The following is a 26779-nucleotide window of genomic DNA, read 5'->3' on the forward strand; positions in this document are numbered from 1 at the left end:
ATGGCCGCCCAGGTACGCGTTCTCCGGCAGCGGATCCGTTCCGCCAAGGGGATGAAGAAGATCACCAAGGCGATGGAGCTCGTCGCGACGAGCCGCATCGCCAAGGCCCAGGCCAAGGTGGCGGCCTCGCTGCCGTACGCCGAGGCGATCACCGGCGTGCTGACGGCGCTGGCCTCGAACGCGCGGATCGACCACCCGCTGCTCACCCCGCGCGAGCGGGTGCGGCGGGCGGGCGTCCTGCTGGTGACGGCCGACCGGGGTCTGGCCGGCGGCTACAGCTCGAACGCGATCCGGACCGCCGAGTCGCTGATCGCCCGGCTGCGCGCCGACGGCAAGGAGCCGGTGCTCTACGTCATCGGCCGCAAGGGCGTGGCGTACTACCGGTTCCGCAGCCGGCAGATCGCCGGAAGCTGGACCGGCTTCTCGGAGCAGCCGACGTTCGCCGACGCCCGCGAGGTCGGTGACACGCTGATCAAGGCGTTCACCGCCGGCGCGGACGACGTGGACGGGGATGCCGGCGCCGATGGGATCCTCGGCGTGGACGAGCTGCACATCGTCTACACCGAGTTCAAGTCCCTGATGACGCAGAACCCGGTGACCCGGATCATCGGCCCGATGCAGGTCGAGGACCGGCCTCGGACCGAGGGCGCGCTGCCGGCGTACGAGTTCGAGCCGGAGCCGGAGTCGCTGCTCGACGCCCTGCTGCCGAAGTACATCAACACGCGGATCTTCGCGGCGTTGCTGGAGTCGGCGGCGAGCGAGTCGGCCGCCCGCCGGCGGGCGATGAAGAGCGCCACCGACAACGCCGAAGAGATGATCGAGAAGTACACGCGCGAGATGAACTCGGCCCGTCAGGCCGGGATCACCCAGGAGATCAGTGAGATCGTCGGCGGCGCGAACGCGCTGGCCGCGTCGGGAAGTGAAGTGTGATGACTGTATCCGCAGTTGAGACCAAGACGGCCACGGGTCGCGTGGTCCGGGTCATCGGCCCGGTCGTCGACGCCGAGTTCCCGCGCGACGCCATGCCGGAGCTGTTCAACGCTCTGCATGTCGACGTGACCCTTTCGGGTGGTGAGAAGACGCTGACCCTGGAGGTCGCCCAGCACCTGGGTGACAACCTGGTCCGTGCCATCTCGATGCAGCCGACCGACGGTCTGGTCCGCGGCGCCGACGTGCGTGACACCGGGGCGCCGATCAGCGTGCCGGTGGGTGACGCGGTCAAGGGCCACGTGTTCAACGCGATCGGCGAGTGCCTCAACCTCACCGAGGGCGAGACGATCGAGGCCGACGACCGGTGGGGCATCCACCGCAAGGCCCCGGCCTTCGCGGACCTGGAGCCGAAGACCGAGATGCTGGAGACCGGCATCAAGGTCATCGACCTGCTCGCCCCGTACGTCAAGGGCGGCAAGATCGGCCTGTTCGGCGGCGCCGGCGTGGGCAAGACGGTGCTCATCCAGGAGATGATCACCCGGGTGGCCCGGAACTTCGGTGGTACCTCGGTCTTCGCCGGCGTGGGTGAGCGCACCCGCGAGGGCAACGACCTCATCGCCGAGATGACCGAGTCGGGGGTCATCGACAAGACCGCGCTCGTGTACGGCCAGATGGACGAGCCGCCGGGCACCCGTCTGCGGGTCGCGCTCTCCGCGCTCACCATGGCGGAGTACTTCCGCGACGTGAAGAAGCAGGAGGTGCTGCTCTTCATCGACAACATCTTCCGCTTCACCCAGGCCGGTTCCGAGGTGTCCACGCTGCTCGGCCGTATGCCGAGCGCCGTGGGTTACCAGCCGACCCTGGCCGACGAGATGGGCGAGCTCCAGGAGCGGATCACCTCCGTCCGGGGCCAGGCCATCACCTCGATGCAGGCGATCTACGTGCCCGCCGACGACTACACCGACCCGGCGCCGGCCACCACGTTCGCCCACCTCGACGCGACCACCAACCTGGAGCGGTCGATCTCCGACAAGGGCATCTACCCGGCCGTGGACCCGCTGGCGTCCTCGTCCCGGATTCTCGCCCCGGAGTTCGTCGGCGAGGAGCACTTCGCCGTCGCCACCGAGGTGAAGCGGATCCTGCAGCGCTACAAGGACCTGCAGGACATCATCGCCATCCTCGGTATCGAGGAGCTCTCCGAGGAGGACAAGCTCACCGTCGGCCGCGCCCGCCGGATCGAGCGGTTCCTCTCGCAGAACACGTACGCGGCGGAGCAGTTCACCGGCGTCCCCGGCTCGACGGTCCCGATCGCCGAGACCATCGACGCCTTCCGCCGGATCAGCGAGGGGGAGTTCGACCACTTCCCGGAGCAGGCGTTCTTCATGTGCGGCGGCCTGGAGGACCTCAAGGCCAAGGCCAAGGAACTGATGGGTGAGGAGGGCTGAGAGCCCGCTCACACAGGGGAGGGCCGTCCCGGCGAAAGCCGGGGCGGCCCTCGCCGTTTCCGACCATTGCACTACCAGATGCCCGGATCTCCGGCAAGCAGTTCGCCGAATCGCGCGGTACCGTTCCTGACACGACTTTCACATCCCGGCCGTTGATCTCTGCAACCAAACGGACCCCCGCGCCCGTCTTCCTACCCGTGGGCGTGACGATTGGAGATGCTCGTGGGCGGTAAGGGCGGCACGGACCGCGGCAAGCGGTCCATGTGGCGAGGCGTGCCCCGCTGGGCCCGCGTGTGCACGATCCTGGGCATCGTCATGGTGGTGCTCAGCGGCTCCGTGCTGCTCGGCTCCCGCGCCCTCGTCGCCCGCTACGAGGGCTCGGTCGGCAAGGCCGACCTCTTCGGTGACCAGGCCGCAGGCGCCAACGAGAAGAAGAGCGACATCAAGGGTCCGCTCAACATCCTGCTCGTCGGCGTCGACCCGCGTACGTCGACCGCCCGGCCGCTCGCCGACTCGATCATGGTGCTGCACGTGCCCGCCAGCATGGACCGGGGTTACCTCTTCTCGCTCCCGCGCGACCTGCGGGTGGACATCCCGGCCTTCGCCAAGGCCGACTACTCCGGCGGCAACGACCGGCTCAACGCCGCCATGTCGCACGGCAGCAACGTACCGGGGCAGAATCCCAGCACCGCGCAGGGCTTCGAACTGCTCGCCAAGACCGTGCAGGACGTCACCGGCATCAAGCGCTTCGACGCCGGCGCGATCATCAACTTCAGCGGCTTCAAGAAGATCGTCGACGCCATGGGCGGCGTGGACATGTACATCGAGCGGGAGGTCCGGTCCGAACACCTCCAGCCGGACGGTACGCCCCGCCAGCTCCGGCCCGGTGGCGGCGGCTACCTCGGACCGCAGGCGGTGTACAAGAAGGGCAACGCCCACCTCGAAGGCTGGCAGGCGCTGGACTACGTCCGGCAGCGCTACCCGAAGAACGGCGTGCCGGACGGCGACTACGGCCGGCAGCGGCACCAGCAGCAGTTCGTCAAGGCCATGGCGAGCCAGGCGGTCAGCGCCGACGTGGTGACCAACCCGGTCAAGCTCGACCGGGTGCTGCGGGCCGCCGGCAAGTCGCTCGTCTTCAACGGGCGCGGCAACAGCGTGGTGGACTTCGGGCTGGCGCTGAAGGACATCCGTCCGAACGCGATCGAGACGATCAAGCTGCCCGGCGGGGCGATCGGCGCCGGCAGCGCGTACCGGGGTGAGCGGCTGCTCGAACCGGCGGAGGACTTCTTCACCGCCCTGCGCACCGAACAGCTCGATGCCTTCCTGCTGGAGCACCCCGACTTCATTCAGAAAACCAAGTAGCCTGGGCGGGTGCGGGGCCGTGGTGGTCCGGCTCTCACCACCCGCGTTGGGTGGGCCGCGGGGGCGCGACTAGACTTTCGGCAATCCGCCGCCGCAGCAAGGAGACAGCGTGGCACAGCAGCTTCACGTCGAGCTCGTAGCCGTCGAGGAGAAGGTCTGGACCGGCGAGGCCGAAATGGTCGTCGCACGGACGACCGAGGGTGAGCTCGGTGTGTTGCCGGGGCACGCGCCGCTGCTCGGCCAGCTCGCGGAGCCCAGCCAGGTACGCATCAAGCAGGCCGGTGGCCAGCAGGTCGTCTTCGACGTGCCCGGCGGCTTCCTGTCGGTGACCAGCGAGGGCGTCACGGTGCTCGCCGAGAGCGCGACCCCCGCCACCCCGGCCCGCTGAGCAGACCCGCCGATGGAGATCGTCGAAGGGTTCGGAATCGGCGTAGCGGTAGTCGTCGTCGCCATTCTGATCCTCTTCATCCGGCGGGCCCTGTTCACACGTAGCGGTGGCACCATCCGGCTGAGCGTGCGGGTCTCCACGATCCTCGACGGTCGCGGCTGGTCACCCGGGTTCGGTCGCTTCGTCGGCGACGAACTCCGCTGGTACCGCATGTTCAGCTTCGCGTTGCGCCCCAAGCGGGTGCTCTCCCGCGAGGGGCTGGCGGTCGAGCGACGCCGGCTGCCTGAGGGCCAGGAGCGCATGTCGATGCCGGCCGAGTGGGTGATCCTGCGCTGTACCAGCCACCACGCGCCGATCGAGATCGCCATGGCGCGTTCCACGGTTACCGGATTCCTGTCCTGGCTCGAGGCCGCCCCACCCGGGGCGGTCTCGCCGCGTCTGGCCTCCCAGGACTGGCCCGCCGCCTGACCCCGGCCGCTTGATCGACTCCACCTCCCCGAAGTGGCGGCACCCCCGCACACCTTGGCCGGGCTGAATCCGGCACCCGGTTCGCCCAGTCCGGCTGCCCCCGCACGACAGCCCTCACCTCGCCATCGATCTTGGAGTTGTGGCGCCCACGATGCCCGTTTGACGAGGTATGCGAGGCACCACAACTCCAAGATCGCCGGGGCTCCCAGGAGTTCGGGACGGGTTGCCGCCCCCCAGGCTCCTGATGCCCCGCGCGATCTTGCACTTAGGTGCCCCATAAATCCGGCGAATCGGGTGCCGCGAGGGCTCAAGGTGCAAGATCGCGCGTGCGGCCTGCGGACCTGCGGCGGGCGGCCGCCTCGGGCCAGGCCTCGCTCCGAGAGCGTCGATCATGAACTTGGCGGCACTTGGTGTCCGTTATGTCGCCGCTAACCTCATGATCAACCCTGTGGCGGGTGCCCTGGGGGCCTTCGCAGGTGATCAAGGGGTTTGTGTCCTTGTGGGTGCCGGAAAGGGCCGCAAACTCCTTGATCACGGGGCACAGAGTGAGGTGTCCGGATGGGCTGGGCGAATCTGGTCGGTGGTGGTGTGCGGGTTGTCGGGTTCGGGGGTGGTGGGCGGCACTCTGGTGGCGGAATCGTGGGCGGGCCGGTGGCGTTGTAACCGGGTGAACGACCGAGCAAGGCCGCGCCCCCCGAGCGCGTCGGCTGTGGGGACAGACCTCAGGCCGTTGAGTACGTGCGGCGGCGTGAGCCGCGGGGAATCATCCCGCTCGGCTGGTCGTTGAACACGGTTCCGACGACGTGAGCCCCGCGCCGCCCCCCGACAGCGTGAGCTGGCCCGGGAATGATGCCGGGCCGACGGTCGTGGGACATCCTCCCGGCGCCGCGTAGAGGCCCCCGCCCCGCGAGCAGCCGGGATTCCCCTTGAGACTTTCTTGAGCGCCTGACGGTGCCCACACCCCCCGGTCCCCCCGGGGGGTGTGTCGACCCCCGAATGGAGCCCCCATCATGAACACGATTCTGCGTAAGAGCATCCTGGGTATTGCTGGTCTGGCTTTCACCGGTGGCGTGTTCGCCGGCCCGGTCGCCGCCCACGCGGCCGACACCACCCACGCGGTCAAGCCGGTGAGTGTGAGCGTGCAGGGTGACAAGCTGATCCCGCACGGCGTGCAGGGCGACCAGTCCCGCATCGACCTCAATGACGAGCAGACCAAGAACGTGAAGGCGATCATCGCGGCGACGAAGAAGGCCGGCATGGACGAGCGTGCCGCGGTCGTGTCGATCGCGACCGCGTTGCAGGAGTCGAAGCTGGAGAACCTCGGCCACCTCGGTGACCGTAACGACCACGACTCGCAGGGCCTGTTCCAGCAGCGCCCGTCCTCCGGTTGGGGCACGGTGGAGCAGATCACCGACCCCGAGTACTCGACCACCGCGTTCCTGAAGGGTCTGAAGCAGGTCGACGGCTGGCAGGACATGCCGCTGACCAAGGCCGCCCAGAACGTCCAGGTCTCCGCCTACCCGGACCACTACGCCCAGTGGGAGCAGCAGGCCGCCGACCTCGTCGCCGAGCACTGGAACAGCTAAGACGAGGTAAGACACAGCGAAAGGCCGGCACCCCGAACCGGGGTGCCGGCCTTTTCACGTCTGCGCGACCAGCTCGACCTCGTACCCCTGCCCGTCGGTGAGGTAGGCGGCGTAGCTGTCCGGGCCGCCTGCGTGCGGGTGACGGTCCGGGAACAGCAGCGTCCAGCCGTACTCTCCGGCGGCAGTGACCAGCCGCTCGACGGCGGCCGGCGGGCCGGCGTGGAAGGCCAGGTGGTTCAGGCCGGGCGCGCGCCTGTCGTGGGTGCGGCCGGTGAGAGCGGGTGACTCCTCCAGCACGATGTACGTCGCGCCGAGACGCCAGGAGCGGCCGGCGGGCCAGTCCTGGTACGGCGTCCAGCCCAGCTCGCCGAGAAGCCAGCCCCACGAACGACTGGCCGCCGCCAGGTCGGGTACCCACACCTCCACGTGATGGAGGCCGCCGATGGTCAGCGTTTCCCGCCCGGAACCCATAGCACGTCGCCGTTCGGATTTGCCGTTCTTGACAGGATAAAGAGCAAATCGGAGAGCCGGTTGAGATACTTTGCCGGGAGGGGACTGGTCCGATCGGGGTCGTGTGCGACCAGCGCCCATGCCGCACGCTCGGCGCGCCGGGCGGTCGTCCGTGCCACGTGCAGCAGTGCCGCACCAGCGGTGCCGCCGGGGAGGATGAAGGAGTCGAGCTTGCTCAGGCGCGCGTTGTACTCGTCGCACCAGCCCTCGAGGCGCTCGACGTACTCCTCGGTCACCCGCAGCGGCGGGTACTTCGGGTCCGGCTCGACCGGCGTCGCCAGGTCCGCGCCGACGTCGAACATGTCGTTCTGCACGGACTCCAGCACGGCCCGCAGCTCGTCGGAGAGCTGCCCCAGGGCGAGCGCCACGCCGATCGAGGCGTTGCACTCGTCCACGTCCGCGTACGCGGCGATGCGCGGATCGGTCTTCGGCACCTGCTCGTTGTTGCTCAGCCTGGTCATGCCGGCGTCGCCGGCCTTGGTGTAGATGCGCGTGAGGTGGACGGCCATGACGCACAGCCTACGGATACCGGACCTGACCATCCCGGCCCGGCCGAGTCCGGTTGGGCCGGGGGACGCGAGCGATCCGGCGGTCAGCGACGTCGACGTCATCCGGGTACGCGGTGACGCCCGGCTCGACGGCACCGTGCACGTGGTGGGTGCGAAGAACTCCGCGCTGAAGCTGATGGCGGCGGCGCTGCTCGCGCCCGGCCGCAGCCTGATCACCAATGTGCCCCGGATCACCGACATCGCGATCATGGGCGAGGTGCTGCGGCGGCTCGGCTGCGGCGTACGTTTCGGGCCGGACGACCCGGTCGACCCGATGGTGGCCCACGGCGGTGTGGAGCGGTCCCGCTCGGTGCTCATCGACGTGCCGGAACGGCCGGGCGCGGAGGCCGACTACGACCTGGTGCGGCGGCTGCGCGCGTCGATCTGCGTGCTCGGTCCGCTGCTGGCCCGCCGGGGGTACGTGCGGGTGGCGCACCCGGGCGGCGACGCGATCGGCTCACGCGGCCTGGACATGCACATCGCCGGGCTGGCCCGGATGGGCGCGGAGATCTCCGGTGAGCACGGCTTCGTCATCGCCGAGGCCCCGGACGGGCTGCACGGCGCGGACATCGTGCTGGACTTCCCGAGCGTGGGCGCGACCGAGAACCTGGTGATGGCGGCGGTGCTGGCCCGTGGCGCCACGACTATCGACAACGCGGCCCGGGAGCCGGAGATCGTCGACATCTGCACCATGCTGAACCGGATGGGCGCCCGGATCGAGGGGGCCGGCACGTCGACGCTGCACATCGTCGGCGTACCCGGGTTGCAGCCGGTCCGGCACGCCACGGTGGGGGACCGGATCGTGGCCGGGACGTGGGCGTTCGCCGCCGCGATGACCCGCGGCGACGTGACGGTGACCGGCCTGGACCCGGCGTACCTGGAGGTCGCGCTGGACAAGCTGGTCGCGGCCGGCGGCCTGGTCGAGACGCGGGGTGACGCCTTCCGGGTACGCATGGACGACCGCCCGAAGGCGGTGGACGTGGTGACGCTGCCGTACCCGGGTTTCGCCACCGACCTGCTGCCGATGGCGATCGGGCTGGCGGCGGTCAGCGAGGGCGGCTCGCTGATCACCGAGAACATCTTCGACGGCCGGTTCATGTTCGCCAACGAGATGATGCGGCTGGGCGCGGAGATCCGTACCGATGGCCACCACGCGCTGGTGTGCGGCCGGGAGCGGCTGTCCGGCGCCCCGGTACGCGCGACGGACATCCGGGCCGGCGCCGGCCTGATCATCGCCGGGCTCTGCGCCGACGGGTTGACCGAGGTGTCGCACGTGCACCACGTCGACCGGGGCTACCCGGACTTCGTGGCGGACCTGCGGGCGCTCGGCGTCGAGGTGGAACGCGGGACCGCGCCGGAGGAACCGGACCTGGCCATCTGACAGCCGGTGCTTATCCGTCGTTAAGTAGGGTTCTGGCAGACGTTGCAGAACACGGCGAGGGAGAAGCAGATGGCGGGTCGACTCGCGGTCGTCGGTGCCGGGCTGATGGGCTCGGGCATCGCCCAGGTGGCGGCGCAGGCGGGCTGGCAGGTGACGCTGCGCGACATCGACGACGCGGCCACGAAGCGCGGTGTGGACGGCATCCGGAAGTCGCTGACGAAGTTCGCCGAGAAGGGCAAGATCGAGGCGTCCGACGTCGAGGCGACGCTGGGCCGGATCACCCCGACCACCGAGCTGGAGGCCGCCGCCGACGCGGACATCGTGGTCGAGGCGGTCTTCGAGAAGATCGAGATCAAGCACGAGGTGTTCCGCGCGCTGGACAAGATCTGCAAGGCGGACGCGGTGCTGGCCACCAACACGTCGGCCATCCCGGTGACCCAGATCGCCACCGCCACCGAGCGCCCGGAGTCGGTCGTCGGCACGCACTTCTTCTCGCCGGTGCCGATGATGAAGCTCTGCGAGCTGGTACGCGGCTACAAGACCAGCGACGCGACCATGGACACGGTCAAGTCGTTCGCCGAGGGGATCGGCAAGACGGTGGTGGTGGTCAACCGGGACATCGCCGGTTTCGTCACCACCCGGCTGATCTGCGCGCTGGCGATGGAGGCGGTCAAGCTCGTCGAGGCCGGCGTGATCTCCGCCGAGGACCTGGACACCGCCTGCAAGCTGGGCTTCGGCCACGCCATGGGCCCGCTCGCCACCGTCGACCTGACCGGCGTGGACGTGCTGCTCAACGCCACCCGCAACATCTACACCGACACCGCCGACGAGAAGTTCTTCCCGCCGGAGCTGCTCCAGCGCATGGCCACCGCCGGCGACCTGGGCCGCAAGACCGGCCAGGGCTTCTACTCGTACTGACCGGCCCGTCCCGCCCCCGGCCCGAGCGGCCGGGGGCGGTTCACGTCCGGGGCGGGCTGAGCGCGGCGCCGATCAGCGCGAACGCGTCCGGGATGACTGTGCCCCAGTAGCCGAAGTTGTGCCGCCCGTCGGCCCAGGCGGCGCGTACCGGCTCCTCGGGCAGCGCCCGGGCCAGCGCGCGGACATCCTTGAGGAAGTTGTCCTGCCGCCCGCACCAGAGCCCGACCGGCGTGCCGCGCAGTTTGTCCACGCCGGTGAAGACCGCGTCGCCGGGGCTCACCGCGGGGGAGAAGGCCGCCGCCATCCGCAGCCATTTCGGGTACGTCTCGGCGAGCAGCAACGCGCCGAAGCCGCCCATCGACCAGCCCCACACGGCCAGCCGGCTGCTGTCGAAACCGCGCCGGGCGCACCAGGTGGGCACCTCCTCGCGCACCATCCGCTGCGGGTCGTCGTCACCGGAGGCGCGCCAGGACAGCCGCCCGCCGGTGGCGCCCGCGAGCGCGAACGGCGGGGCGCCCCGGCGTACCGCGTCGGTGAGGAAGCGGGCCAGGCCGAACCGGCCGTAGTCGCGCGGGGTGGCCGACGCGCCGTGCAGCACCAGGCAGACGGGCAGGCCGCGGCCGTCGCCGTACCCGTCGGGCACCGCCGTCCAGAAGTCGACCTCGCGGCCGCGCGCGCCGGAGGCGATGCGGATCAGGCGTTCGTCGCCGGCCGGGGCGTCCGGCAGGGCCGGCGCCGGTCCCGGGCGGGGGCCGGCCAGTTGTCGGGCGGCCAGACCGCCGACCACCGCGGCGCCGGCCACGCCGGCGGCGGCGCCGAGCAGGGTACGCCGGGTCAGCGTGGGTGCCATGCCGGCGAGTGTGCCACCGCCGGGCGCGTGTTAAGAAGGGGCCCTTTCTCTACCGGAGGCGTTAAAAGGGGGCCCTTCCTTACACCTCAGCCGTCGCGTTTGGTGGTCCAGCGGAACGTGGTCAGGCAGAGCACCAGGCCGATGACGCACCAGGCGCCCAGCACCAGCGCGACGGTGCCCAGCTCGAACGACCCGCCCGGCTCCCGCGCGCCGAAGCTGTCCGGCAGGAACACCGAGCGGAGCCCCTGGCACATCCACTTGAGCGGGAAGATCGCCGCGACCTGCTGCATCCAGGTGGGCAGGCTGGTGAAGACGAAGAACACGCCGGAGATGAACTGGAGCACCAGCGCGACCGGGGTGACCACCGCCGAGCCGCTGCGGGCGGTACGGGCCAGCGACGAGATGGCGATGCCGCAGAGCGTGCAGGCGGTGACGCCGAGGACGGAGACCCAGGCGAACGTCAGCCACTTGGCGGTGGTCTGCGGCAGATCCAGGTCGAACATCGCCACCGAGACGGCGAGCAGCAGCACGGTCTCGGCGATGCCGATGACCACCACCATGATCACCTTGCCGGCGAACCAGACCCACTTCGGCATCGGCGTACCGCGGTAGCGCTTGAGCACGCCCCGGTCCCGCTCGATCGGGATCCAGATGCCGAGGTTCTGGAAGCTGACTGTCATCAGGCCGGTCGCGATCATGCCGGTGATGAAGTACTGCGTGTAGCTGACCCCGGGCGCGATCTCGTCGCTGAAGATCGCCGCGAAGATCAGGATCATGATGATCGGGAAGCCCATCGTGAACACGACGGACTCCCGGCTGCGCAGGAACTGGGTGATCTCCAGCCGCCCCTGGCGCAGCGCCAGCGCGCCCGCGCCGGGTCGCCGGGCCGCGGCGGCGGTGACCGGGGCCGCGGGGTTCGTCGTGGTGGTCATGAGTGTCCGATCATCCGCAGGTAGACGTCTTCCAGGGTCGGCCGGGTCACGGTGAGGCCGGGCACCTCGCCGCCGAAGCGCGCGGCCAGGTCGTACACCAGCGCCGTCGGCGTCGCGGTCTCCGCCGAGGCCAATGTCCCGTCGGGGGTACGCCAGGAGACGGTCGCGAGCGACTCCTGCCGGTTGCCCAGCCGGTTCGGCGGCGCGACCTCGATCACCCGCCCGGCGGCGATCACGCCGACCCGGTCGGCGAGCGCCTCGGCCTCGTCCAGGTAGTGGGTGGTGAGCACGATCGTGGTGCCGGCGGCGGACAGGTCCCGGATCAGCTCCCAGAACTCGCGCCGGGCCTCCGGGTCGAATCCGGTGGTCGGCTCGTCGAGGAAGAGCAGCTCGGGGCGGCCGATGATGCCCAGCGCCACGTCCAGGCGGCGCTTCTGCCCGCCGGAGAGCGTGTGCGTACGCGCCTTGGCCTTGGCGCCCAGCCCGACCCGCTCGACCACCTTGTCCGGGTCGTCCGCGCCCGGGTAGAAGCCGGAGAAGTGGCGGACCACCTCGATGACGCTGAGCTCGTCGAACTCGCCGGTGCCCTGGAGCACGATGCCGACCCGGGAGCGCCAGGCGGCGTCGGGGTGGGCGGGGTCGGCGCCGAGGACGCGCACCTCACCGGCGTCGCGCTGGCGGTAGCCCTCCAGGATCTCGACCGTTGTGGTCTTGCCGGCGCCGTTCGGGCCGAGCAGGGCGAACACCTCGCCCCGGTGGACGTCCAGGTCCACCCCGGCCACGGCGACGTTGTCGCCGTACGCCTTGCGCAGCCCTCGCACGGAAATCGCGAGCTCGTTCTCCATGCCGTCAAGTGTGCGTCGTGCGGTGGCCCGTTCCGCTGCCGGGTCAGCTATATACGCGAGGTATACACTCGGTGTAGTCTCTGCTCATGACGGTTCCCCTGACCCTGCTCGGGCTGCTCGAACGCGAACCGAGCCACGGCTACGACCTCAAGCGCGACTACGACACGTTCTTCGGGCGCGGCAAGCCGCTGCCGTACGGGCAGGTCTACTCGACGCTGAGCCGGCTGGCCCGCGACGGCAAGGTGGTGGTCGGCGACGTGGCTCCCGGCGCGGGGCCGGACCGCAAGCGCTACGTGATCACCGACCTGGGCGCCACCGAGGTGGAGCACTGGCTGACCGAGCCGGTCGAGCCGGAACCGCACCTGCAGACCCTGCTGTTCACCAAGGTCGTGCTCGCGCTGATGCTCGACCGCCCGGCCGAGGAGTACCTGGACACCCAGCGCGCCGCGCACCTGCGCCGGATGCGTGAGCTGACCGAGATCAAGCGCAGCGGCGAACTCGTCGACGTGATGCTGGCCGACCACGGCCTCTACCACCTCGAGGCGGACCTGCGGTGGATCGAGACGACGGGCGCCCGGCTGGACGCCCTGAGAAAGGCGGTACGGCCATGAGCCCGATGATCGAGGCACGTGACGTCACGTACGCGTTCGGCGAGACACCCGCCCTGCGCGGCGCGAACCTCGCCGTGGCCGCCGGCGAGGTGGTCGCCGTGATGGGACCGAGCGGCTCCGGCAAGTCGACGCTGCTGCACTGCCTGGCCGGCATCCTGCGCCCCGACTCCGGCGAGGTCCGGTTCGACGGCGCCCGGATCGACACGCTCGGCGAGGCCGACCGGAGCACGCTGCGCCGCGACAGCTTCGGCTTCGTCTTCCAGTTCGGGCAGCTCGTGCCGGAACTCACCGCGGCCGAGAACGTGGCGCTGCCGCTGCTGCTGCGCGGTGTCCGCCGCACTTCGGCGCTGCGCGCCGCGCGGGGCTGGTTCGAGCGGCTCGGCCTGGCCGGCATGGAGCACCGCCGCTCCGGGGAGCTGTCCGGCGGGCAGGCCCAGCGGGTCGCGCTGGCACGCGGCCTGGTCGCGGAGCCCCGGGTGCTTTTCGCCGACGAGCCCACCGGCGCGCTCGACTCGCTCACCGGCGAGGAGGTGATGACGCTGCTGGTGGACGCCGCCCGCGAGAAGGGCACCACAGTCGTGCTGGTGACGCACGAGGCGCGCATCGCCGCGTACGCCGACCGGGAGGTCATGGTGCGGGACGGCCGGGTCAACGCCCCCGCCGGGGTCGCCTCGTGATCGGGCTCGCGCTCCGGCTCGCCGTCGCCGGTGGCCGGGAGGCTTTCGTCCGGCTGGTCGCCATCGCCGCCGCCGTCGCGGTCGGCACCGGCCTGCTGCTCACCACGCTTGCCGGTGTGAACGCCACCGACGCCCAGCTCACCCGCTACGCGTCGATGTACCCGCAGGAGACGGCGGGCGGGTCCGCCGACCCGCTGCTGTGGTCGACCCGGTTTGACTACTTCCGGGGCGACCAGATCGTTCGCATCGACGTCGCCGCCACCGGCCCGGACGCGCCCACGCCGGTCGGCGTTCCCCGCGCGCCAGGACCCGGCGAGTTCTACGCCTCCCCGGCGCTGCGCAAGCTGCTGGCCACCACCCCCGCCGACCAGCTCGCCGACCGCTACCCGGGCCGGGACCTCGGCGAGATCGGGCCGGCGGCGCTCACCTCACCGGACACCCTGCTCGTCCTGGTCGGCGGCACCCCGGAGCAGGTGGGCGGGCTGGACCAGGTCCGCAAGGTCACCCGGCTCGACGGCAACAGCGCTCCGCTGCCCGGGGCCGCGGTCGACCTCATCCTCGGCGTGGTGGCGGGCGGACTGCTGTTCCCCGTACTCGTCTTCATCGGCACGGCGACCCGGCTCGGCGCCGCCCGCCGGGAGCAGCGGTTCGCCGCGATGCGGCTGGTCGGGGCCACGCCCCGGCAGATCTCGGCGGTCGCGGCCGTCGAGGCCGCGCTCGCGGCGGCGGCCGGCGCGTCGGTCGGCTTCGCGGTGTTCTTCGCGTTCCGCAGCCAGCTCGCCGGCATCCCGTTCACCGGCATGCCGTTCTTCCCCGGGGACATGGCCATCGGTGCGCCGGAGGCCATCCTGGTGGCCCTCGGCGTGCCGGCGGGCGCGGCGGCCGCGGCCTGGGTCGCGCTGCGCCGGGTCCGGATCTCCCCGCTCGGCGTCACCCGCCGCGTCACGCCCCGACCACCACGGGCGTACCGGCTGATCCCGCTCGCGCTCGGCCTGGCCGGGCTCGGCTTCGCCCTGGTGTACCGGCCGCCCACGTCGGACGGTCAGACCGCGCTGTTCCTGCCCGCGCTGCTGCTGGTCATGGTCGGGCTGATCACCGGCGGCCCCTGGCTGACCATGGTCGGCGCCAAGGTGCTGGCCGCCCGGGCCGGCCGCCCGGCCGCGCTGATCGCCGCGCGCCGGCTCGCCGACAACCCGGCAGCCGGTTTCCGGGCGGTCAGCGCGGTGATGCTCGCGCTGTTCGTCACCACGGTGGCCGTCGGTGTGATGGGGACGATCGCGCACGAGCGCGGTCCGGCGCCCCGGGGGTCGCTGGAGGCCGGCCGGCTGTCGATGGTGCTCACTGACGACCCGCCGGTGCCGGGCACGCTGCTGGCCGACCTGGCGGCGGTGCCCGGCGTCCGCAACCCGGTGCTCGTCCGGGAGAACCCGGTACGCGGTGACGGCCGCGACTCCGGGGTGATCGCCTGCGCGGACATCCCGCCCGCGTACGGGCGGTGTGCCGCCGGGGCGAGCGTCGCCGAGGTGCCGCCGGACCTGATCCCGTGGCGGGAGTCCGCCTCGGCCGACCGGATCTGGCCGTCGTCCCCGGTGGACCCGGCTGCCCTCGCGGGACTCCCGGCGGGTTCGGTGGCGGTCGAGGCGGAGGATCCGGTCGCGGTGGAGCGGGCCCGGACGGTCCTCGAAGCCGCGTTCCCGACGTTCTACGTGGCGCCGAACGTGCCCGGCGACTTCGAGGCCGACTTCGCCGACACCATGCGGGGCTGGCAGCGGCTGGCCGACATCGTCGTGGTGGCCGGTCTCGTGCTCGCCGGGTGCAGCCTGGCCGTGGCCGTGGCGGCCGGCCTCAGCGAACGGAAGCGGCCGTTCAGCCTGCTGCGGCTCAGCGGCGCCCCGGTTCGGCTGCTGCGCCGGGTGGTGGCCCTGGAGAGCGTGGTGCCGCTGCTGACCGTCGCCGTGGTGGCGGTCGGGATGGGACTGGTCGCCGCGCATTTGTTCCTGCGCGCCCAGATGCAGTACGACCTGCGCGTACCGGGGATCGGGTTCGCCGCTGTGGTGGCCCTCGGCGTGCTGGGCTGCCTCGCGGTCATCGCGGCCACGCTGCCGCTGCTGGAACGGATCACCGGCCCGGAGACCGCCCGCAGCGAATGACCCGTACGGTGGGCCGGTGTGTGCGGCCGGCCCACCGTCGCGGGCCTGGGGTTGTGTGGTTTTCCACACTCTCTTTTACTAAACGGTAACTTAAACTCCGGCCATGGACGACGCGATGCCGGGACGGCTGCCCGAGCGGGACCGCCCGTGGGTGATGCGCACGTACGCCGGGCACTCCTCCGCCGCGGCCACCAACGCGCTCTTCCGCCGCAACCTGGCGAAGGGGCAGACCGGCCTGTCGGTCGCCTTCGACCTGCCCACCCAGACCGGGTACGACCCGGACCACGAGCTGGCCTCCGGTGAGGTGGGCCGGGTCGGCGTGCCGGTGGCGCACCTGGGCGACATGCGGGCGCTGTTCGAGGGCATCCCGCTCGCCGAGATGAACACCTCGATGACCATCAACGCCCCGGCGATGTGGCTGCTCGGCCTCTACGGCACCGTCGCCGCCGAGCAGGGCGCCGAGCTGAGCCGCTGCGCCGGCACCACGCAGAACGACATCATCAAGGAGTACCTGTCCCGGGGGACGTACATCTTCCCGCCGGCGGCGTCGCTGCGGCTGACCGCCGACATCATCGCGTACACGCTGCGCGAGATGCCCCGGTGGAACCCGGTGAACATCTGCTCGTACCACCTCCAGGAGGCCGGGGCGACGCCGGTGCAGGAGGTCGGCTTCGCGCTGGCCACCGCCGTCGCCGTGCTGGACACCGTGCGCGACTCCGGCCAGGTGCCGCCCGAGCGGATGGGCGACGTGGTCCAGCGGATCTCGTTCTTCGTCAACGCCGGGGTGCGCTTCGTCGAGGAGATCGCCAAGATGCGCGCGTTCGGCGCGCTCTGGGACGAGATCACCCGCGACCGCTACGGCGTGGAGAACCCCAAGCAGCGCCGGTTCCGTTACGGCGTCCAGGTCAACTCGCTGGGCCTGACCGAGGCGCAGCCGGAGAACAACATCCAGCGCATCGTGCTGGAGATGCTGGGCGTCGCGCTGTCCCGCGATGCCCGCGCCCGGGCCGTGCAGCTGCCCGCCTGGAACGAGGCGCTGGGCCTGCCCCGCCCGTGGGACCAGCAGTGGTCGCTGCGCATGCAGCAGGTGCTGGCGTACGAGTCGGACCTGCTGGAGTACCCGGACCTGTTCGCCGGCTCGCACGTGATGACCGCGCTGGTCGACGACATCGTCTCCGGCGCCCGCGTCGAGCTGGAGAAGGTGCTGGAGATGGGCGGCGTGGTCACCGCCGTCGAGTCCGGCTACCTCAAGAGCGCGCTGGTGGCCTCGCTCGCCGAGCGCCGTCGCCGGATGGAGTCCGGTTCGGACGTGGTGGTCGGCGTCAACCGGTTCACCGAGACCGAGCCGTCGCCGCTCACCGCAGCGGGCGCCGAGGCGATCGAGCAGGTGGACCCGGCCGTCGAGGAGGCGGCCACCGACGGCGTACGCCGGTGGCGGGCCGACCGGGACGCGGCGGCTGTCGAGGCGGCGCTGGACCGGCTGCGCGCCGACGCCGCCACCACGGCGAACCTGATGCCGGCGACGCTTACCTGTGTACGGGCCGGGGTCACCACCGGCGAGTGGGCGGGCGCGCTGCGCCAGGTGTACGGCGAGTACCGCGCGCCGACCGGCCTGGCCGGGGCGGTCGGAACGGCCGGTGACGCGACCCTCGCCGGGGTGCGGGAGCGGGTCGCCGCCACCGCGCGGGAGCTGGGCAGCGGCCGGCTGCGGCTGCTGGTCGGCAAGCCGGGGCTGGACGGGCACTCCAACGGCGCCGAGCAGATCGCGGTACGCGCCCGCGACGCCGGGTTCGAGGTGGTCTACCAGGGCATCCGGCTGACCGCCGGGCAGATCGTGGCGGCCGCCGTGGAGGAGGACGTCGACCTGGTCGGGCTCTCCGTGCTGTCCGGCTCGCATCTGGCCGCCGTGCCGGCGGTGCTGGACGGGCTGCGCGCGGCCGGTCGGGGCGACCTGCCGGTGGTGGTGGGCGGGATCATCCCGGCCGCCGACGCCGAGGCGCTGCGGGCCGCCGGGGTGGCCCGGGTGTTCACGCCGAAGGACTTCGCGCTCACCGGCATCATCGACGAGCTGGTGACGGTGATCCGCGAGGCCAACGCCCTGTCGTGAAAGGAAGGGCCCCTTATTAACGCCTCCGGTAGGGAAGGGGCCCCTTCTTAACACCCGCGCGCGAAAGCGGCGCCTCCATGCGGACGGCGCCTCCGGACGGGTGGGTCAGCGGCTCTGGTAGGTCATGCAGTCGGCCATGTCCATGTCGGGACCGACGGTGATGGCCGGGGCGTGGCACTCCAGGTCGGCGTTGTGCCGGCAGTCGGCGCGCGAACACGCGCCGACCTGGGCGACCAACTGGTCGAGGCCGCCGCGCACCGGCATCTCCACGAACGTGTGGCAGTGGGCGTGGTCGCTGCTGCCGATCGTGATGGCGAACGCGTGGCAGTCGTTCGTGTGGTTGTAGGCGCAGGACCGGACGGCGCACTCCTGGACCCGGGGCATCTCCAACGACGCGGTCATCTCCCGTACCTCCTTGGGTTTCTTGCCCCGATTTTAGAGGTTTCGGGAGCCCGCGCGGGTCAGACGCGGAAGCCGGCCGCGCGGGCCGCGGCGCGTTCCCGTCGCCGCTCCCGGCGGCGGCGGAACAGCCACGGTACGAAGAACACCAGGCCGAGCAGGAACACCAGGACCAGCACCGGCAGCAGCAGCGCCACCACCGACATGACGACGCTCGTCGCGTCCTCGGCGGTGCTGGCCACCGGCGCGCCCACCCCGGCGGTGGTCGCGTTGATGACCGGCCGGGCGGCGGCCTTGAGCAGGTGCACGCCGAGCGCGATGAGCACGCCGACCACGACCGGCACCCACTGGTGCGAGGAGAAGAACGTGTCCGGGTCGCTGACGGTGACGGTCTCCGAGCCGGCGCCCGCGCCGAACGCGAGCCCGCCGGCGGTCGGCCGGACCACCGTCTGCACCACGTCGTTGACGTGGTCGACCACAGGCACCTTGTCGGCCACCACCTCGACCGCGAGCAGGACGGCGAGGATCAGCACCACCCAGCCGTTGCCGAGCCACTGCCAGCCGCTGGGCAGCTCGACCAGGTCGGTGTAGCGGGACAGCAGCCCCATCAGCAGCAGCGGGATGTAGGCGTTCAGGCCCGCCGAGGCGGCCAGACCGGAACCGGTGAGGACTTCGAGCACGATCTCAATATGGCACCGGTACGCCAGTGGCGCTCGTCGGCGTCCGCCGGGGCCTCGGCTACCCTCGGCGGGTGCGGTTGGTGATTGCGAAGTGCTCAGTGGACTACGTCGGACGGCTCTCGGCCCACCTGCCCCCGGCGACCCGGTTGCTGATGGTGAAGGCGGACGGCTCGGTGTCGATCCACGCGGACGACCGGGCCTACAAGCCGTTGAACTGGATGAGCCCGCCCTGCCGGCTGGAGGAGGCGCCAGGCGTCTGGCGGGTGGTCAACAAGGCCGGCGAGGAGCTGCGCATCACGCTGGAGGAGATCTTCCAGGACACCTCGTACGAGCTGGGCGTGGACCCGGGCCTGCGCAAGGACGGCGTCGAGGCGCACCTGCAGGAGCTGCTCGCCGCGAACCCGGAGACGCTGGGGGAGGGCTTCACGCTGGTCCGCCGCGAGTACATGACCGCGATCGGGCCGGTCGACCTGCTCTGCCGCGACGCGGTCGGCGGCGCGGTGGCGGTGGAGGTGAAGCGGCGCGGCGAGATCGACGGCGTGGAGCAGCTCACCCGCTACCTGGAGCTGATGAACCGGGACCCGCTGCTCGCGCCGGTGGCCGGTGTGTTCGCCGCGCAGGAGATCAAGCCGCAGGCCCGGGTGCTCGCCACCGACCGCGGTATCCGGTGCGTGGTGGTCGACTACGACAAGCTGCGCGGCATCGAACGCGACGAGCTGACGCTGTTCTGAGGCGCCGCCTCAGCGGCCCCGGCCGTACATCAGCTTGGCGATCTTGACGATGCGGGCGATGTCGGCCGGGGTGCGCTCGAACGTCATCGCCGGCAGCAGCGACCGGGCCCGGCGGCGGGTGACCGACTTGGGCCGGCCGAACTCGCGCAGCCCCTCCTCGCCGTGGATGCGGCCGATGCCGGACTCGCCGACGCCGCCGAACGGCAGCGTCGACATGCCGGCGAAGGTCAGCGCCGAGTTGACCGAGGCCATGCCGGAACGCAGCCGCCGCGCCACCGCCACCGCCCGCGCCCGGCCGAAGACCGAACCCCCGAGCCCGTACGGCAGCGCGTTGGCCCGCTCGACCGCCTCGTCCACGTCCCGGACGCGATTGACGACGAGCGTCGGGCCGAACGTCTCCTCCTGCACGGCGGCCGAGTCCTCCGGCACGTCGACCAGCACGGTCGGGTGCACGTACGGCGGCTGGACCGCCTCCGGGCCGCCCAGCACCGCCCGGCCGCCCCGGTCGAGCGCGTCGTCGATGTGCCGGCGGATGATGTCGATCTGCGACGGCATGGTGATCGGGCCGAGGTCGGTCCCGTCGGGGCCGACGGTCAGCCGCCCGGCCTTCGCCACCACCTTCTCGACGAAGGCGTCGTAGACCTGGTCGACGGCGTAGACCCGCTCGATGCCGATGCACGTCTGGCCGGCGTTGGTCATGCCGCCCCACACGCACGCGTCGGCGGCGGCGTCCAGGTCGGCGTCGCTGTCCACGATCATCGCGTCCTTGCCGCCGGCCTCCAGCAGCACCGGGGTGAGCGTCTCCGCGCAGGCGGCCATCACCCGCTTCGCGGTGGCGGTCGAGCCGGTGAACGCGACCTTGCCGACGCCGGAGCGGCACAGCGCCGCGCCGACCGCGCCGAAGCCGTGCACCACCTGGAACACCGGCTGCTCCGGCACCACCTCGGCGAACCTGTCGACCAGCCACTGGCCGACCGCCGGGGTGTACTCGCTCGGCTTGAAGACCACCGCGTTGCCGGCCGCGAGCGCGTACGCGGCGGAGCCGATCGGGGTGAAGACCGGGTAGTTCCACGGGCCGATCACGCCCACCACGCCGTACGGCTGGTATTCCAGGTGGCCGGAGAACTCGGCGAGGACCAGCCGGGAACGGACCCGGCGCGGCCCGAGCACCCGCTGCGCGTTGCGGGCCGCCCAGTCGATGTGCTCCAGCGCGGTGAGGATCTCCACGACGGCGTCACCGACCGGCTTGCCGCCCTCGGTGTGCATCAGGTCGGCCAGTTCCTCGATCCGCCGCGCGAGCACGCCGCGCCAGCGCTGGAGACGGTCCCGCCGGCCGGCGAAGCCGAGCCCGGCCCACCAGTCGCCGGCCGCGCGGGCGCGGTCGACCGCGGCACGCACGTCCGCCTCGGAGGCCAGCGGGAAACTGCCTGCCTCGGCGCCGGTGGCCGGGCTGGTCGACACCAGCCGACCTTCGGAGATGAGCGGGGCGCCCGGCACATGCACAGCGGTCATGGCCGAAGTCTAGACCCGAGGATTACTCGCCGGTAGGTGTCGCACGCGCCGTACGCTGCGCGGACGATCAGCCCTCGCATCGACGGAGATGCCGTCCGAAACGGCGAACGGGAGATGACCGGCCGGGGTCGCGGGGGTGACCGCGCGGTGGTGCAAGCCACTACGGTGAGGTGGCAGGCTGACGCCGCGGGGCGATGTGGGGTGGAGGTCGACTGTCCATGGAGGAGCATCCTGAGCTGATGCCGTTGCTGACGGTGTCCGGCGGGGCGATGCGGGGGCTCACGTTCCGGGTCGGCCAGGACGCGCAGGTGATCGGCCGGGCGCCGACCGCCGACATCGTGCTCGCCGATCCGCACCTGAGCCGGCGGCACGCCACCGTCCGGGCCACCCCCGAGGGGGTGCTGCTCACCGACCTCGGCTCGACCAACGGCACCTGGCTCAACGACACCCGGGTCACCGGCAGCGTGGCGATCGCCGACGGCGACGTGGTCCGGCTCGGCCGCACGGATTTGCGCCTCTACGACCCGGGCGTGGCCCGCACCGACCCGGTCGGGATGAGCTTCGGCGCGCTGCGCCGCGACCAGCGTCCCACCCTGCCGCTGCCGGTCCCGGCGCCCCGCCGGCCGATCGAGGCGCGCGAGGCGCAGCCGGCCGACGTGAGCTAGACCTCGGGCATCCGCTGGACCCGGGGGCCACTGAGTGCCGCCGATTCCCGGGCCCCGCTGACCCCTCACGCCCGCGCCGCCCCCGGCCGCGCACCGCCACCCGCCACCTCCCCACCCTCCCCGCCCACCCACTCGCGGTGATCAAGGAGTTTGGGTACGGAAACGGCTCCCGTGGTGACGCAAACTCCTTGATCACCGCCGCGCCGCGACCGCCGCGCCGCGACCGCCGCGCCGCGACCGGCGGAGGGTGGGCTGGGGCGGGTTGGCGCTCCCAGGCCCGGTCGATCATGAAGTTGGCGGTGTTCTGCGTCCGATTTGTCGCCGCCAACTTCATGATCGACGCGGTGGCGGGGCGGGGGTGCGCGCCATGGTCGGGTGGGGCGGTGTGGGGGTGGGGCACATGGACCGGGGGCGGGCGGGCGTGCCAGCATGCGCGGATGCGCAGCGCACGGCTCACGGTCCAGGCCAACGGCATCACCCAGGCGGTCCGCGTGGCCGGTCCGCCGGACGGCGTACCGGTCCTGCTGGTGCACGGCAACGTCTCCTCCTCCGCCTTCTGGGAGCCGCTGCTCGCCCGGCTGCCGGACACGCTCCGGGTGGTCGCCCCCGACCTGCGCGGCTACGGCGAGACCGACACCGCACCCGTTGACGCCACCAGGGGGCTCGACGACTTCGCCGACGACGTGGCCGCGTTGCTGGACGCCCCGGGGCTGTTCCCGCCCGGCGCCCGGCCGGTGGTGGCCGGGCACTCGCTGGGCGGCGGCGTGGCGATGCGGCTGCTCGTCGGCCACCCCGAGCGGGTGTCCGGGCTGCTGCTGGAGGCGCCGGTGTCCCCGTACGGCTTCGGCGGCACCCGGGACCTCGACGGCAACCCCACCACGCCCGACTTCGCCGGGACCGGCGCCGGAGGCGCGAACCCGGACTTCGTGGCGCGGCTCGCCGCCGGTGACCGGAGCGCCGACGGCCCGACCAGCCCGCGGGCGGTGCTGCGCGCCGCGTACGTGGCCGACCCTGCCTCGCTGGGCGAGCACGAGGACCTGCTGCTGGACAGCATGCTGACCACCGCCACCGGGGACGACAACTACCCGGGCACCGCGGTGGCCTCGGCGCACTGGCCGGGGACCGCCGCCGGGCCGCGCGGCGTCCTCAACGCGTTGGCCCCGGCCCACTTCCGGCTCGCCGACGAGCTGGTCGCCGTGCCGGTCAAGCCGCCGGTGACCTGGGTACGCGGAGACGCCGACGTGATCGTCTCGGACACCTCGCTGTTCGACCTGGCGTACCTCGGTCAGCTCGGCGTGGTGCCCGGCTGGCCGGGCCCGCAGGAGTGCCCGCCGCAGCCGATGGTGGGGCAGACCCGCGCGGTGCTGGACCGGTACGCGGCGGCCGGCGGGACGTACCGTGAGGTGGTGCTGCCCGGGTGCGGGCACAGTCCGCACCTGGAGCGGCCGGCGGAGTTCGTCGCCGAACTGCTGGCGCTGGCCGGGGAGAACGCCATCGACTGAGGCGCGGTGCGTGAAATATCCCACGGCGTCTCGACAACACAGCGTCACGTGGCAGACTCCGGCGCATAACCTTAGCGGCCGTTCATGTCGCGGACGGCGGAGTCGAGCCAGGGGAGGCCGGTCGTGGCGCGGGAGTTCACCAGGGTGGGCGTGGTGGGTCTGGGCACCATGGGTGCCGGCATCGTGGAGGTGTTCGCCCGCAACGGCCTTGACGTCACAGCCGTCGAGATCTCCGAGGCCGCCCTGGAGCGGGGGCGGGTCACGCTGACCGGCTCCACCGACCGGGCCGTCGCCAAGGGCAAGCTCGCCGAGGCCGAGCGGGACGCGCTGCTGGCGCGCGTCGACTTCCGGGTCGGGCTGGAAGCGCTGCACGACGTGGACCTGGTGATCGAGGCGGTGCCCGAGCACCTGGACCTCAAGCAGCGGATCTTCGCCGAGCTGGACCGGGTCTGCAAGCCCGAGGCGATCCTGGCCACCAACACGTCCTCGCTGAGCGTCACCGAGATCTCCGTCGCCACCTCCCGGCCCAACCAGGTCATCGGCATCCACTTCTTCAACCCGGCCCCGGTGATGAAGCTGGTCGAGGTGGTCCGCACGGTGGTCACCTCCGCCGACGTGGTCGCCGACGTGGAGGCGCTCTGCGAGCGGCTCGGCAAGGTCGACGTGACGATCAGCGACCGGGCCGGCTTCATCGCCAACGCGCTGCTGTTCGGCTACCTGAACCACGCGGTCGGCATGTTCGAGGCCCGCTACGCCACCCGCGAGGACATCGACGCCGCCATGAAGCTCGGCTGCGGCCTGCCGATGGGCCCGCTGGCGCTGATGGACCTGATCGGTCTGGACACCGCGTACGAGATCCTCGACACGATGTACCGGCGCGGCGGCCGGGACCGCCGGCACGCCCCGGCCCCGCTGCTCAAGCAGATGGTCACCGCCGGGCTGCTCGGCCGGAAGTCCGGTCGCGGCTTCTACACCTACGAGCGGCCGGGCTCGCCGAAGGTCGTACCCGACGAGTACACGCCGCCGGCCGGTGACGCCGCGCTCGCCGACGGCGCCCGCGCCATCGCGAAGGTCGGCGTGGTCGGCTCCGGCACCATGGCCACCGGCATCATCGAGGTCTTCGCGAAGGCCGGCTACGAGGTCATCTCGGTGACCCGGGGCGCGGAGAAGTCCGCGAAGGTCTGCGAAACGGTGAAGACCTCGCTCAACAAGGGCGTGGTGCGGGGCAAGCTCAGCGAGACCGACCGGGACGCCGCGCTGGGCCGGATCACCTGGTCCGCGACGCTGGACCACCTGGCCGACGTCGACCTGGTGGTCGAGGCCGTGATCGAGGAGCTGAGCGTCAAGAAGGCGCTGTTCGCCAGCCTCGACGAGATCTGCAAGCCGGGCGTCGTGCTCGCCACCACCACCTCGTCGCTGCCGGTGATCGACGTGGCGATGGCGACCCAGCGCCCGGCCGACGTGATCGGCCTGCACTTCTTCAACCCGGCGCCGATCATGCCGCTGGTGGAGATCGTGCGGACCATCCGCACCTCCGCCGAGACGTCGGCCACCGCCCGCGCGGTCTGCGCGACGCTCGGCAAGACCGGCGTGGTCTGCGGCGACCGGTCCGGCTTCATCGTCAACGCGCTGCTGTTCCCGTACCTGAACGACGCGGTGCGGATGCTGGAGGCCAGCTACTCGACCGCCGACGACATCGACTACGCGATGAAGCTCGGCTGCGGTTACCCGATGGGCCCGTTCGAGCTGCTCGACGTGGTCGGCCTGGACGTCTCGCTGGCCATCCAGCGGGAGCTGTACCTGGAGCTGCGCGAGCCCGGCTTCGCCCCGGCGCCGCTGCTGGAGCACCTGGTGACGGCCGGCTACCTGGGCCGCAAGTCCGGCCGCGGGTTCCGCGACCACACCCGGCGCTGACCGTCGTCAACAGCCGGGCCCGGTGACGGCGTCTTCGAGGTGTGACCTTCGAGGAGTACGTCGGCAGCCGCGGCCCGGCGCTGTTGCGTCTGGCCCGGCTGCTGACCGGCGACGCGCACCGCGCCGAGGACCTGACCCAGGACGTGCTGGCGCGCGCGTACGTGCACTGGCGCAAGATCGCCCGGGCCGACCGGCCCGACGTGTACGTGCGCCGGATGCTCGTCAACGCCAACACGTCCTGGTGGCGGCGGCGGTCCAGCCATGAGCTGGCCGTCGACACGTTCGCCGACCGGCCCGAACGCGGCGACCTCGGCGGCGAGGCGGCGGACCGGGACGAGATGTGGGGGCTGATCCGCGCCCTCCCGGACCGCCAGCGCGCCGTACTGGTGCTGCGCTACTACGAGGACCTGGACGACGCCACGATCGCCCAGATCCTCGACTGCTCCCCGGTCACCGTCCGCACCCACGCGATGCGGGCGCTCGCCCACCTCCGGGAGCGCTGCGGCGTCCCGATGACCAAGGGGAGCCGGCTGTGACCGACCTCGACCAGCGAATCGTCTCGGTGTTGCGGGAGCACGCCGAGGGGGAGACAGACACCGGACGCCTGCTGCGCCGCTCGCGCGCGCTCGGCCGGCGCCGGCAGGTACGCCGCCGACTCACCGCCGGCACCGCGCTCGCCCTGGTCGGCGTGCTCGGCTTCGTCGGCGTGGTACGCGCGGACGTGGGCGGGCTGGCCGGGCGGATGCCCTGGACGGCCGCGACGCCGGAGGTGGCGCCACCCCCGGTGCCGCCGCTCGCCGACGGGGTGCCCGGGGCGCTTCAGCGTCCCGATCTGGTCGGTACCGATCCGCAGGTGCTGCACCTGGGCGTCGACACCACCCGGGCCCGCTATCTGGGCTGGTCCGTCCACAGCTCGAACGCGGTCGAGTCGATCCGACTCAGCGCCGACGGCGGACAGCCGGTCCTGCTCGAGGTGAGTCCGGTGGCGAAGGCGCTCGACGACACCTCGATCGAGGGTTTCCCGGTGCAGGCCGTCAGCGGCCGGCTGAAATTCGACGGTGGCGTGCTGCGCGTCGCCGGTACCGACGGTCTGGTCAAGTCATGGCAGCCCTTCCCCGGTCTCTACGCCCGGGCCGCCACGCTTCGCGGTGACGTGGCCGCCTTGGACCGGGTCGCCGGCCTGGTGCGCTGGGACGAGGCCCGGCGATGCACCGGGCCGGTGCGGCTGACCACGTTGCCGGCGAACGCGGCGGTGACGGCATGCGCGGTGGACGCGGCCGCCTTTCCGAAGGGCCTCACGGTTCAGCTCACCGTCGCCCGGGCGCCCTCCTCGACCATGTGGTTGCGGCTGATCTACGGGGCGGAGATGGGGGAGGACAAGGGCCGCGCCAGCAACCGTGACCTGGGTGGCCGCCCGGGCTTCCGCTATCCGAACGGCAACCGCCTGGAACTGCTCGGCCTGCCCAAGGTGCGCTTGACAGTCGACTTCGCCTGGCCCTTCCCCGGCGAGGGACCCCCGGGGCAGGTGAACTTCACCGAGGCCGACGCGGCGACCGTGCTGACCGGAGCGAAGGTGGCGGCAGACATCACCCGTCCGCAGACCTGGCCCTGACCGGCCACCCGAGCGATCTTGGTACGGAACGGCCCTTGGAAGGGCGTACCCGTACC

The 26779-nt window shown here is 71.9% G+C and carries 26 protein-coding genes; 18 read left to right on the top strand and 8 right to left on the bottom strand.

All coding sequences use genetic code 11. The annotated features are described in order from the left end of the window. From DQE82_RS27305 to DQE82_RS27330, 6 genes are all read left to right on the top strand, one after another. Complete coding sequence (locus DQE82_RS27305; protein ID WP_030504728.1) at positions 1 to 930, top strand: F0F1 ATP synthase subunit gamma; 930 nt, start codon at positions 1 to 3, stop codon at positions 928 to 930. Continuing rightward, the gene (atpD, locus tag DQE82_RS27310; RefSeq protein WP_043328657.1) at positions 930 to 2375 is read left to right on the top strand and encodes a F0F1 ATP synthase subunit beta; all 1446 of its coding nucleotides are present in this window, start codon (positions 930 to 932) and stop codon (positions 2373 to 2375) included. The genes DQE82_RS27305 and atpD overlap by 1 nt, the downstream gene beginning before the upstream one ends. Positions 2376 to 2591: 216 nt before the next feature. Next, entirely contained in the window at positions 2592 to 3737 is a 1146-nt protein-coding gene (locus DQE82_RS27315; protein ID WP_064447832.1) for an LCP family protein, read from the top strand. Between the two features lie 109 nt (positions 3738 to 3846). After that, a complete protein-coding gene (locus tag DQE82_RS27320; protein ID WP_043328661.1) occupies positions 3847 to 4125 on the top strand; it encodes a F0F1 ATP synthase subunit epsilon in 279 nt (92 codons plus the stop codon). A gap of 12 nt (positions 4126 to 4137) precedes the next feature. Then, positions 4138 to 4593, top strand: coding sequence for a DUF2550 domain-containing protein (locus tag DQE82_RS27325; protein WP_043328663.1), 456 nt, complete (start codon positions 4138 to 4140; stop codon positions 4591 to 4593). Between the two features lie 1010 nt (positions 4594 to 5603). Continuing rightward, entirely contained in the window at positions 5604 to 6179 is a 576-nt protein-coding gene (locus tag DQE82_RS27330; RefSeq protein WP_113974614.1) for a hypothetical protein, read from the top strand. Positions 6180 to 6233: 54 nt separating this feature from the next. Here the strand turns inward: DQE82_RS27330 and DQE82_RS27335 are convergent, their stop codons facing one another. Continuing rightward, positions 6234 to 6650, bottom strand: a complete 417-nt coding sequence (locus tag DQE82_RS27335) for a VOC family protein (RefSeq protein ID WP_113974615.1) — start codon at positions 6648 to 6650, stop codon at positions 6234 to 6236. Beyond that, positions 6626 to 7198 carry a cob(I)yrinic acid a,c-diamide adenosyltransferase gene (locus DQE82_RS27340; RefSeq protein ID WP_043328669.1) on the bottom strand — a complete coding sequence of 191 codons (573 nt, stop codon included), beginning with the start codon at positions 7196 to 7198 and terminating at the stop codon, positions 6626 to 6628. The genes DQE82_RS27335 and DQE82_RS27340 overlap by 25 nt, the downstream gene beginning before the upstream one ends. Here DQE82_RS27340 and murA point away from each other — a divergent pair. Continuing rightward, a complete protein-coding gene (gene murA / locus DQE82_RS27345; protein ID WP_064447829.1) occupies positions 7197 to 8618 on the top strand; it encodes a UDP-N-acetylglucosamine 1-carboxyvinyltransferase in 1422 nt (473 codons plus the stop codon). The two genes, DQE82_RS27340 and murA, sit on opposite strands and share 2 nt — an antisense overlap. 69 nt (positions 8619 to 8687) lie before the next feature. Further along, positions 8688 to 9536 (top strand): 3-hydroxyacyl-CoA dehydrogenase family protein, encoded by an 849-nt coding sequence (locus DQE82_RS27350; RefSeq protein WP_064447828.1) that lies wholly within the window; start codon positions 8688 to 8690, stop codon positions 9534 to 9536. Between the two features lie 40 nt (positions 9537 to 9576). Here DQE82_RS27350 and DQE82_RS27355 read toward each other — a convergent pair whose 3' ends face one another. The 3 genes from DQE82_RS27355 to DQE82_RS27365 form a co-directional block, all read right to left on the bottom strand. Next, positions 9577 to 10386 (bottom strand): alpha/beta hydrolase family protein, encoded by an 810-nt coding sequence (locus DQE82_RS27355; RefSeq protein ID WP_069087233.1) that lies wholly within the window; start codon positions 10384 to 10386, stop codon positions 9577 to 9579. An 86-nt stretch (positions 10387 to 10472) separates the two neighbouring features. Beyond that, positions 10473 to 11318 carry an ABC transporter permease gene (locus DQE82_RS27360; RefSeq protein WP_043328679.1) on the bottom strand — a complete coding sequence of 282 codons (846 nt, stop codon included), beginning with the start codon at positions 11316 to 11318 and terminating at the stop codon, positions 10473 to 10475. After that, positions 11315 to 12163 (bottom strand): ABC transporter ATP-binding protein, encoded by an 849-nt coding sequence (locus tag DQE82_RS27365; RefSeq protein ID WP_043328681.1) that lies wholly within the window; start codon positions 12161 to 12163, stop codon positions 11315 to 11317. The genes DQE82_RS27360 and DQE82_RS27365 overlap by 4 nt, the downstream gene beginning before the upstream one ends. An 86-nt stretch (positions 12164 to 12249) precedes the next feature. On the opposite strand from DQE82_RS27365, the gene DQE82_RS27370 reads away from it, so the two are divergent. The 4 genes from DQE82_RS27370 to DQE82_RS27385 all read left to right on the top strand — a co-directional run bounded on the left by DQE82_RS27370 (position 12250) and on the right by DQE82_RS27385 (position 17708). Next, positions 12250 to 12774 (top strand): PadR family transcriptional regulator, encoded by a 525-nt coding sequence (locus DQE82_RS27370; RefSeq protein WP_069087235.1) that lies wholly within the window; start codon positions 12250 to 12252, stop codon positions 12772 to 12774. After that, positions 12771 to 13451 (top strand): ABC transporter ATP-binding protein, encoded by a 681-nt coding sequence (locus DQE82_RS27375; RefSeq protein WP_113974616.1) that lies wholly within the window; start codon positions 12771 to 12773, stop codon positions 13449 to 13451. The genes DQE82_RS27370 and DQE82_RS27375 overlap by 4 nt, the downstream gene beginning before the upstream one ends. Beyond that, positions 13448 to 15601, top strand: a complete 2154-nt coding sequence (locus DQE82_RS27380) for an FtsX-like permease family protein (protein ID WP_113974617.1) — start codon at positions 13448 to 13450, stop codon at positions 15599 to 15601. Before DQE82_RS27375 ends, DQE82_RS27380 begins: the two co-directional genes overlap by 4 nt. A gap of 103 nt (positions 15602 to 15704) precedes the next feature. Then, on the top strand, positions 15705 to 17708 hold the full coding sequence (locus DQE82_RS27385; protein ID WP_113974618.1) for a protein meaA: 2004 nt from the start codon (positions 15705 to 15707) through the stop codon (positions 17706 to 17708). A 105-nt stretch (positions 17709 to 17813) separates the two neighbouring features. On the opposite strand, the gene DQE82_RS27390 is transcribed toward DQE82_RS27385, so the two are convergent. After that, positions 17814 to 18110, bottom strand: coding sequence for a DUF1540 domain-containing protein (locus DQE82_RS27390; protein ID WP_043328704.1), 297 nt, complete (start codon positions 18108 to 18110; stop codon positions 17814 to 17816). Positions 18111 to 18169: 59 nt separating this feature from the next. Then, positions 18170 to 18787: a DUF4126 domain-containing protein gene (locus tag DQE82_RS27395; RefSeq protein ID WP_043328707.1), complete on the bottom strand. Its 618-nt coding sequence runs from the start codon at positions 18785 to 18787 to the stop codon at positions 18170 to 18172. A 71-nt stretch (positions 18788 to 18858) separates the two neighbouring features. Between DQE82_RS27395 and nucS the strand changes: the two genes are divergently transcribed. After that, positions 18859 to 19518 carry an endonuclease NucS gene (gene nucS, locus DQE82_RS27400; RefSeq protein ID WP_030503891.1) on the top strand — a complete coding sequence of 220 codons (660 nt, stop codon included), beginning with the start codon at positions 18859 to 18861 and terminating at the stop codon, positions 19516 to 19518. Between the two features lie 9 nt (positions 19519 to 19527). Here nucS and DQE82_RS27405 read toward each other — a convergent pair whose 3' ends face one another. Further along, entirely contained in the window at positions 19528 to 21030 is a 1503-nt protein-coding gene (locus tag DQE82_RS27405; RefSeq protein WP_113974619.1) for an aldehyde dehydrogenase family protein, read from the bottom strand. A gap of 218 nt (positions 21031 to 21248) precedes the next feature. Between DQE82_RS27405 and DQE82_RS27410 the strand changes: the two genes are divergently transcribed. The 5 genes from DQE82_RS27410 to DQE82_RS27430 all read left to right on the top strand — a co-directional run bounded on the left by DQE82_RS27410 (position 21249) and on the right by DQE82_RS27430 (position 26723). After that, a complete protein-coding gene (locus DQE82_RS27410) occupies positions 21249 to 21695 on the top strand; it encodes an FHA domain-containing protein (protein WP_043328712.1) in 447 nt (148 codons plus the stop codon). Between the two features lie 437 nt (positions 21696 to 22132). Next, a complete protein-coding gene (locus tag DQE82_RS27415) occupies positions 22133 to 23197 on the top strand; it encodes an alpha/beta fold hydrolase (RefSeq protein ID WP_113974620.1) in 1065 nt (354 codons plus the stop codon). A 123-nt stretch (positions 23198 to 23320) separates the two neighbouring features. Continuing rightward, entirely contained in the window at positions 23321 to 25111 is a 1791-nt protein-coding gene (locus DQE82_RS27420) for a 3-hydroxyacyl-CoA dehydrogenase family protein (protein ID WP_113974621.1), read from the top strand. Positions 25112 to 25152: 41 nt separating this feature from the next. After that, positions 25153 to 25647, top strand: a complete 495-nt coding sequence (locus DQE82_RS27425) for a SigE family RNA polymerase sigma factor (RefSeq protein ID WP_064447820.1) — start codon at positions 25153 to 25155, stop codon at positions 25645 to 25647. Then, positions 25644 to 26723, top strand: coding sequence for a hypothetical protein (locus DQE82_RS27430; protein ID WP_113974622.1), 1080 nt, complete (start codon positions 25644 to 25646; stop codon positions 26721 to 26723). The genes DQE82_RS27425 and DQE82_RS27430 overlap by 4 nt, the downstream gene beginning before the upstream one ends. Positions 26724 to 26779 lie beyond the last annotated feature (56 nt).

The sequence above is a fragment of the Micromonospora sp. LHW51205 genome (assembly GCF_003315815.1).
Classification (GTDB): Bacteria; Actinomycetota; Actinomycetes; order Mycobacteriales; family Micromonosporaceae; genus Micromonospora; species Micromonospora chalcea.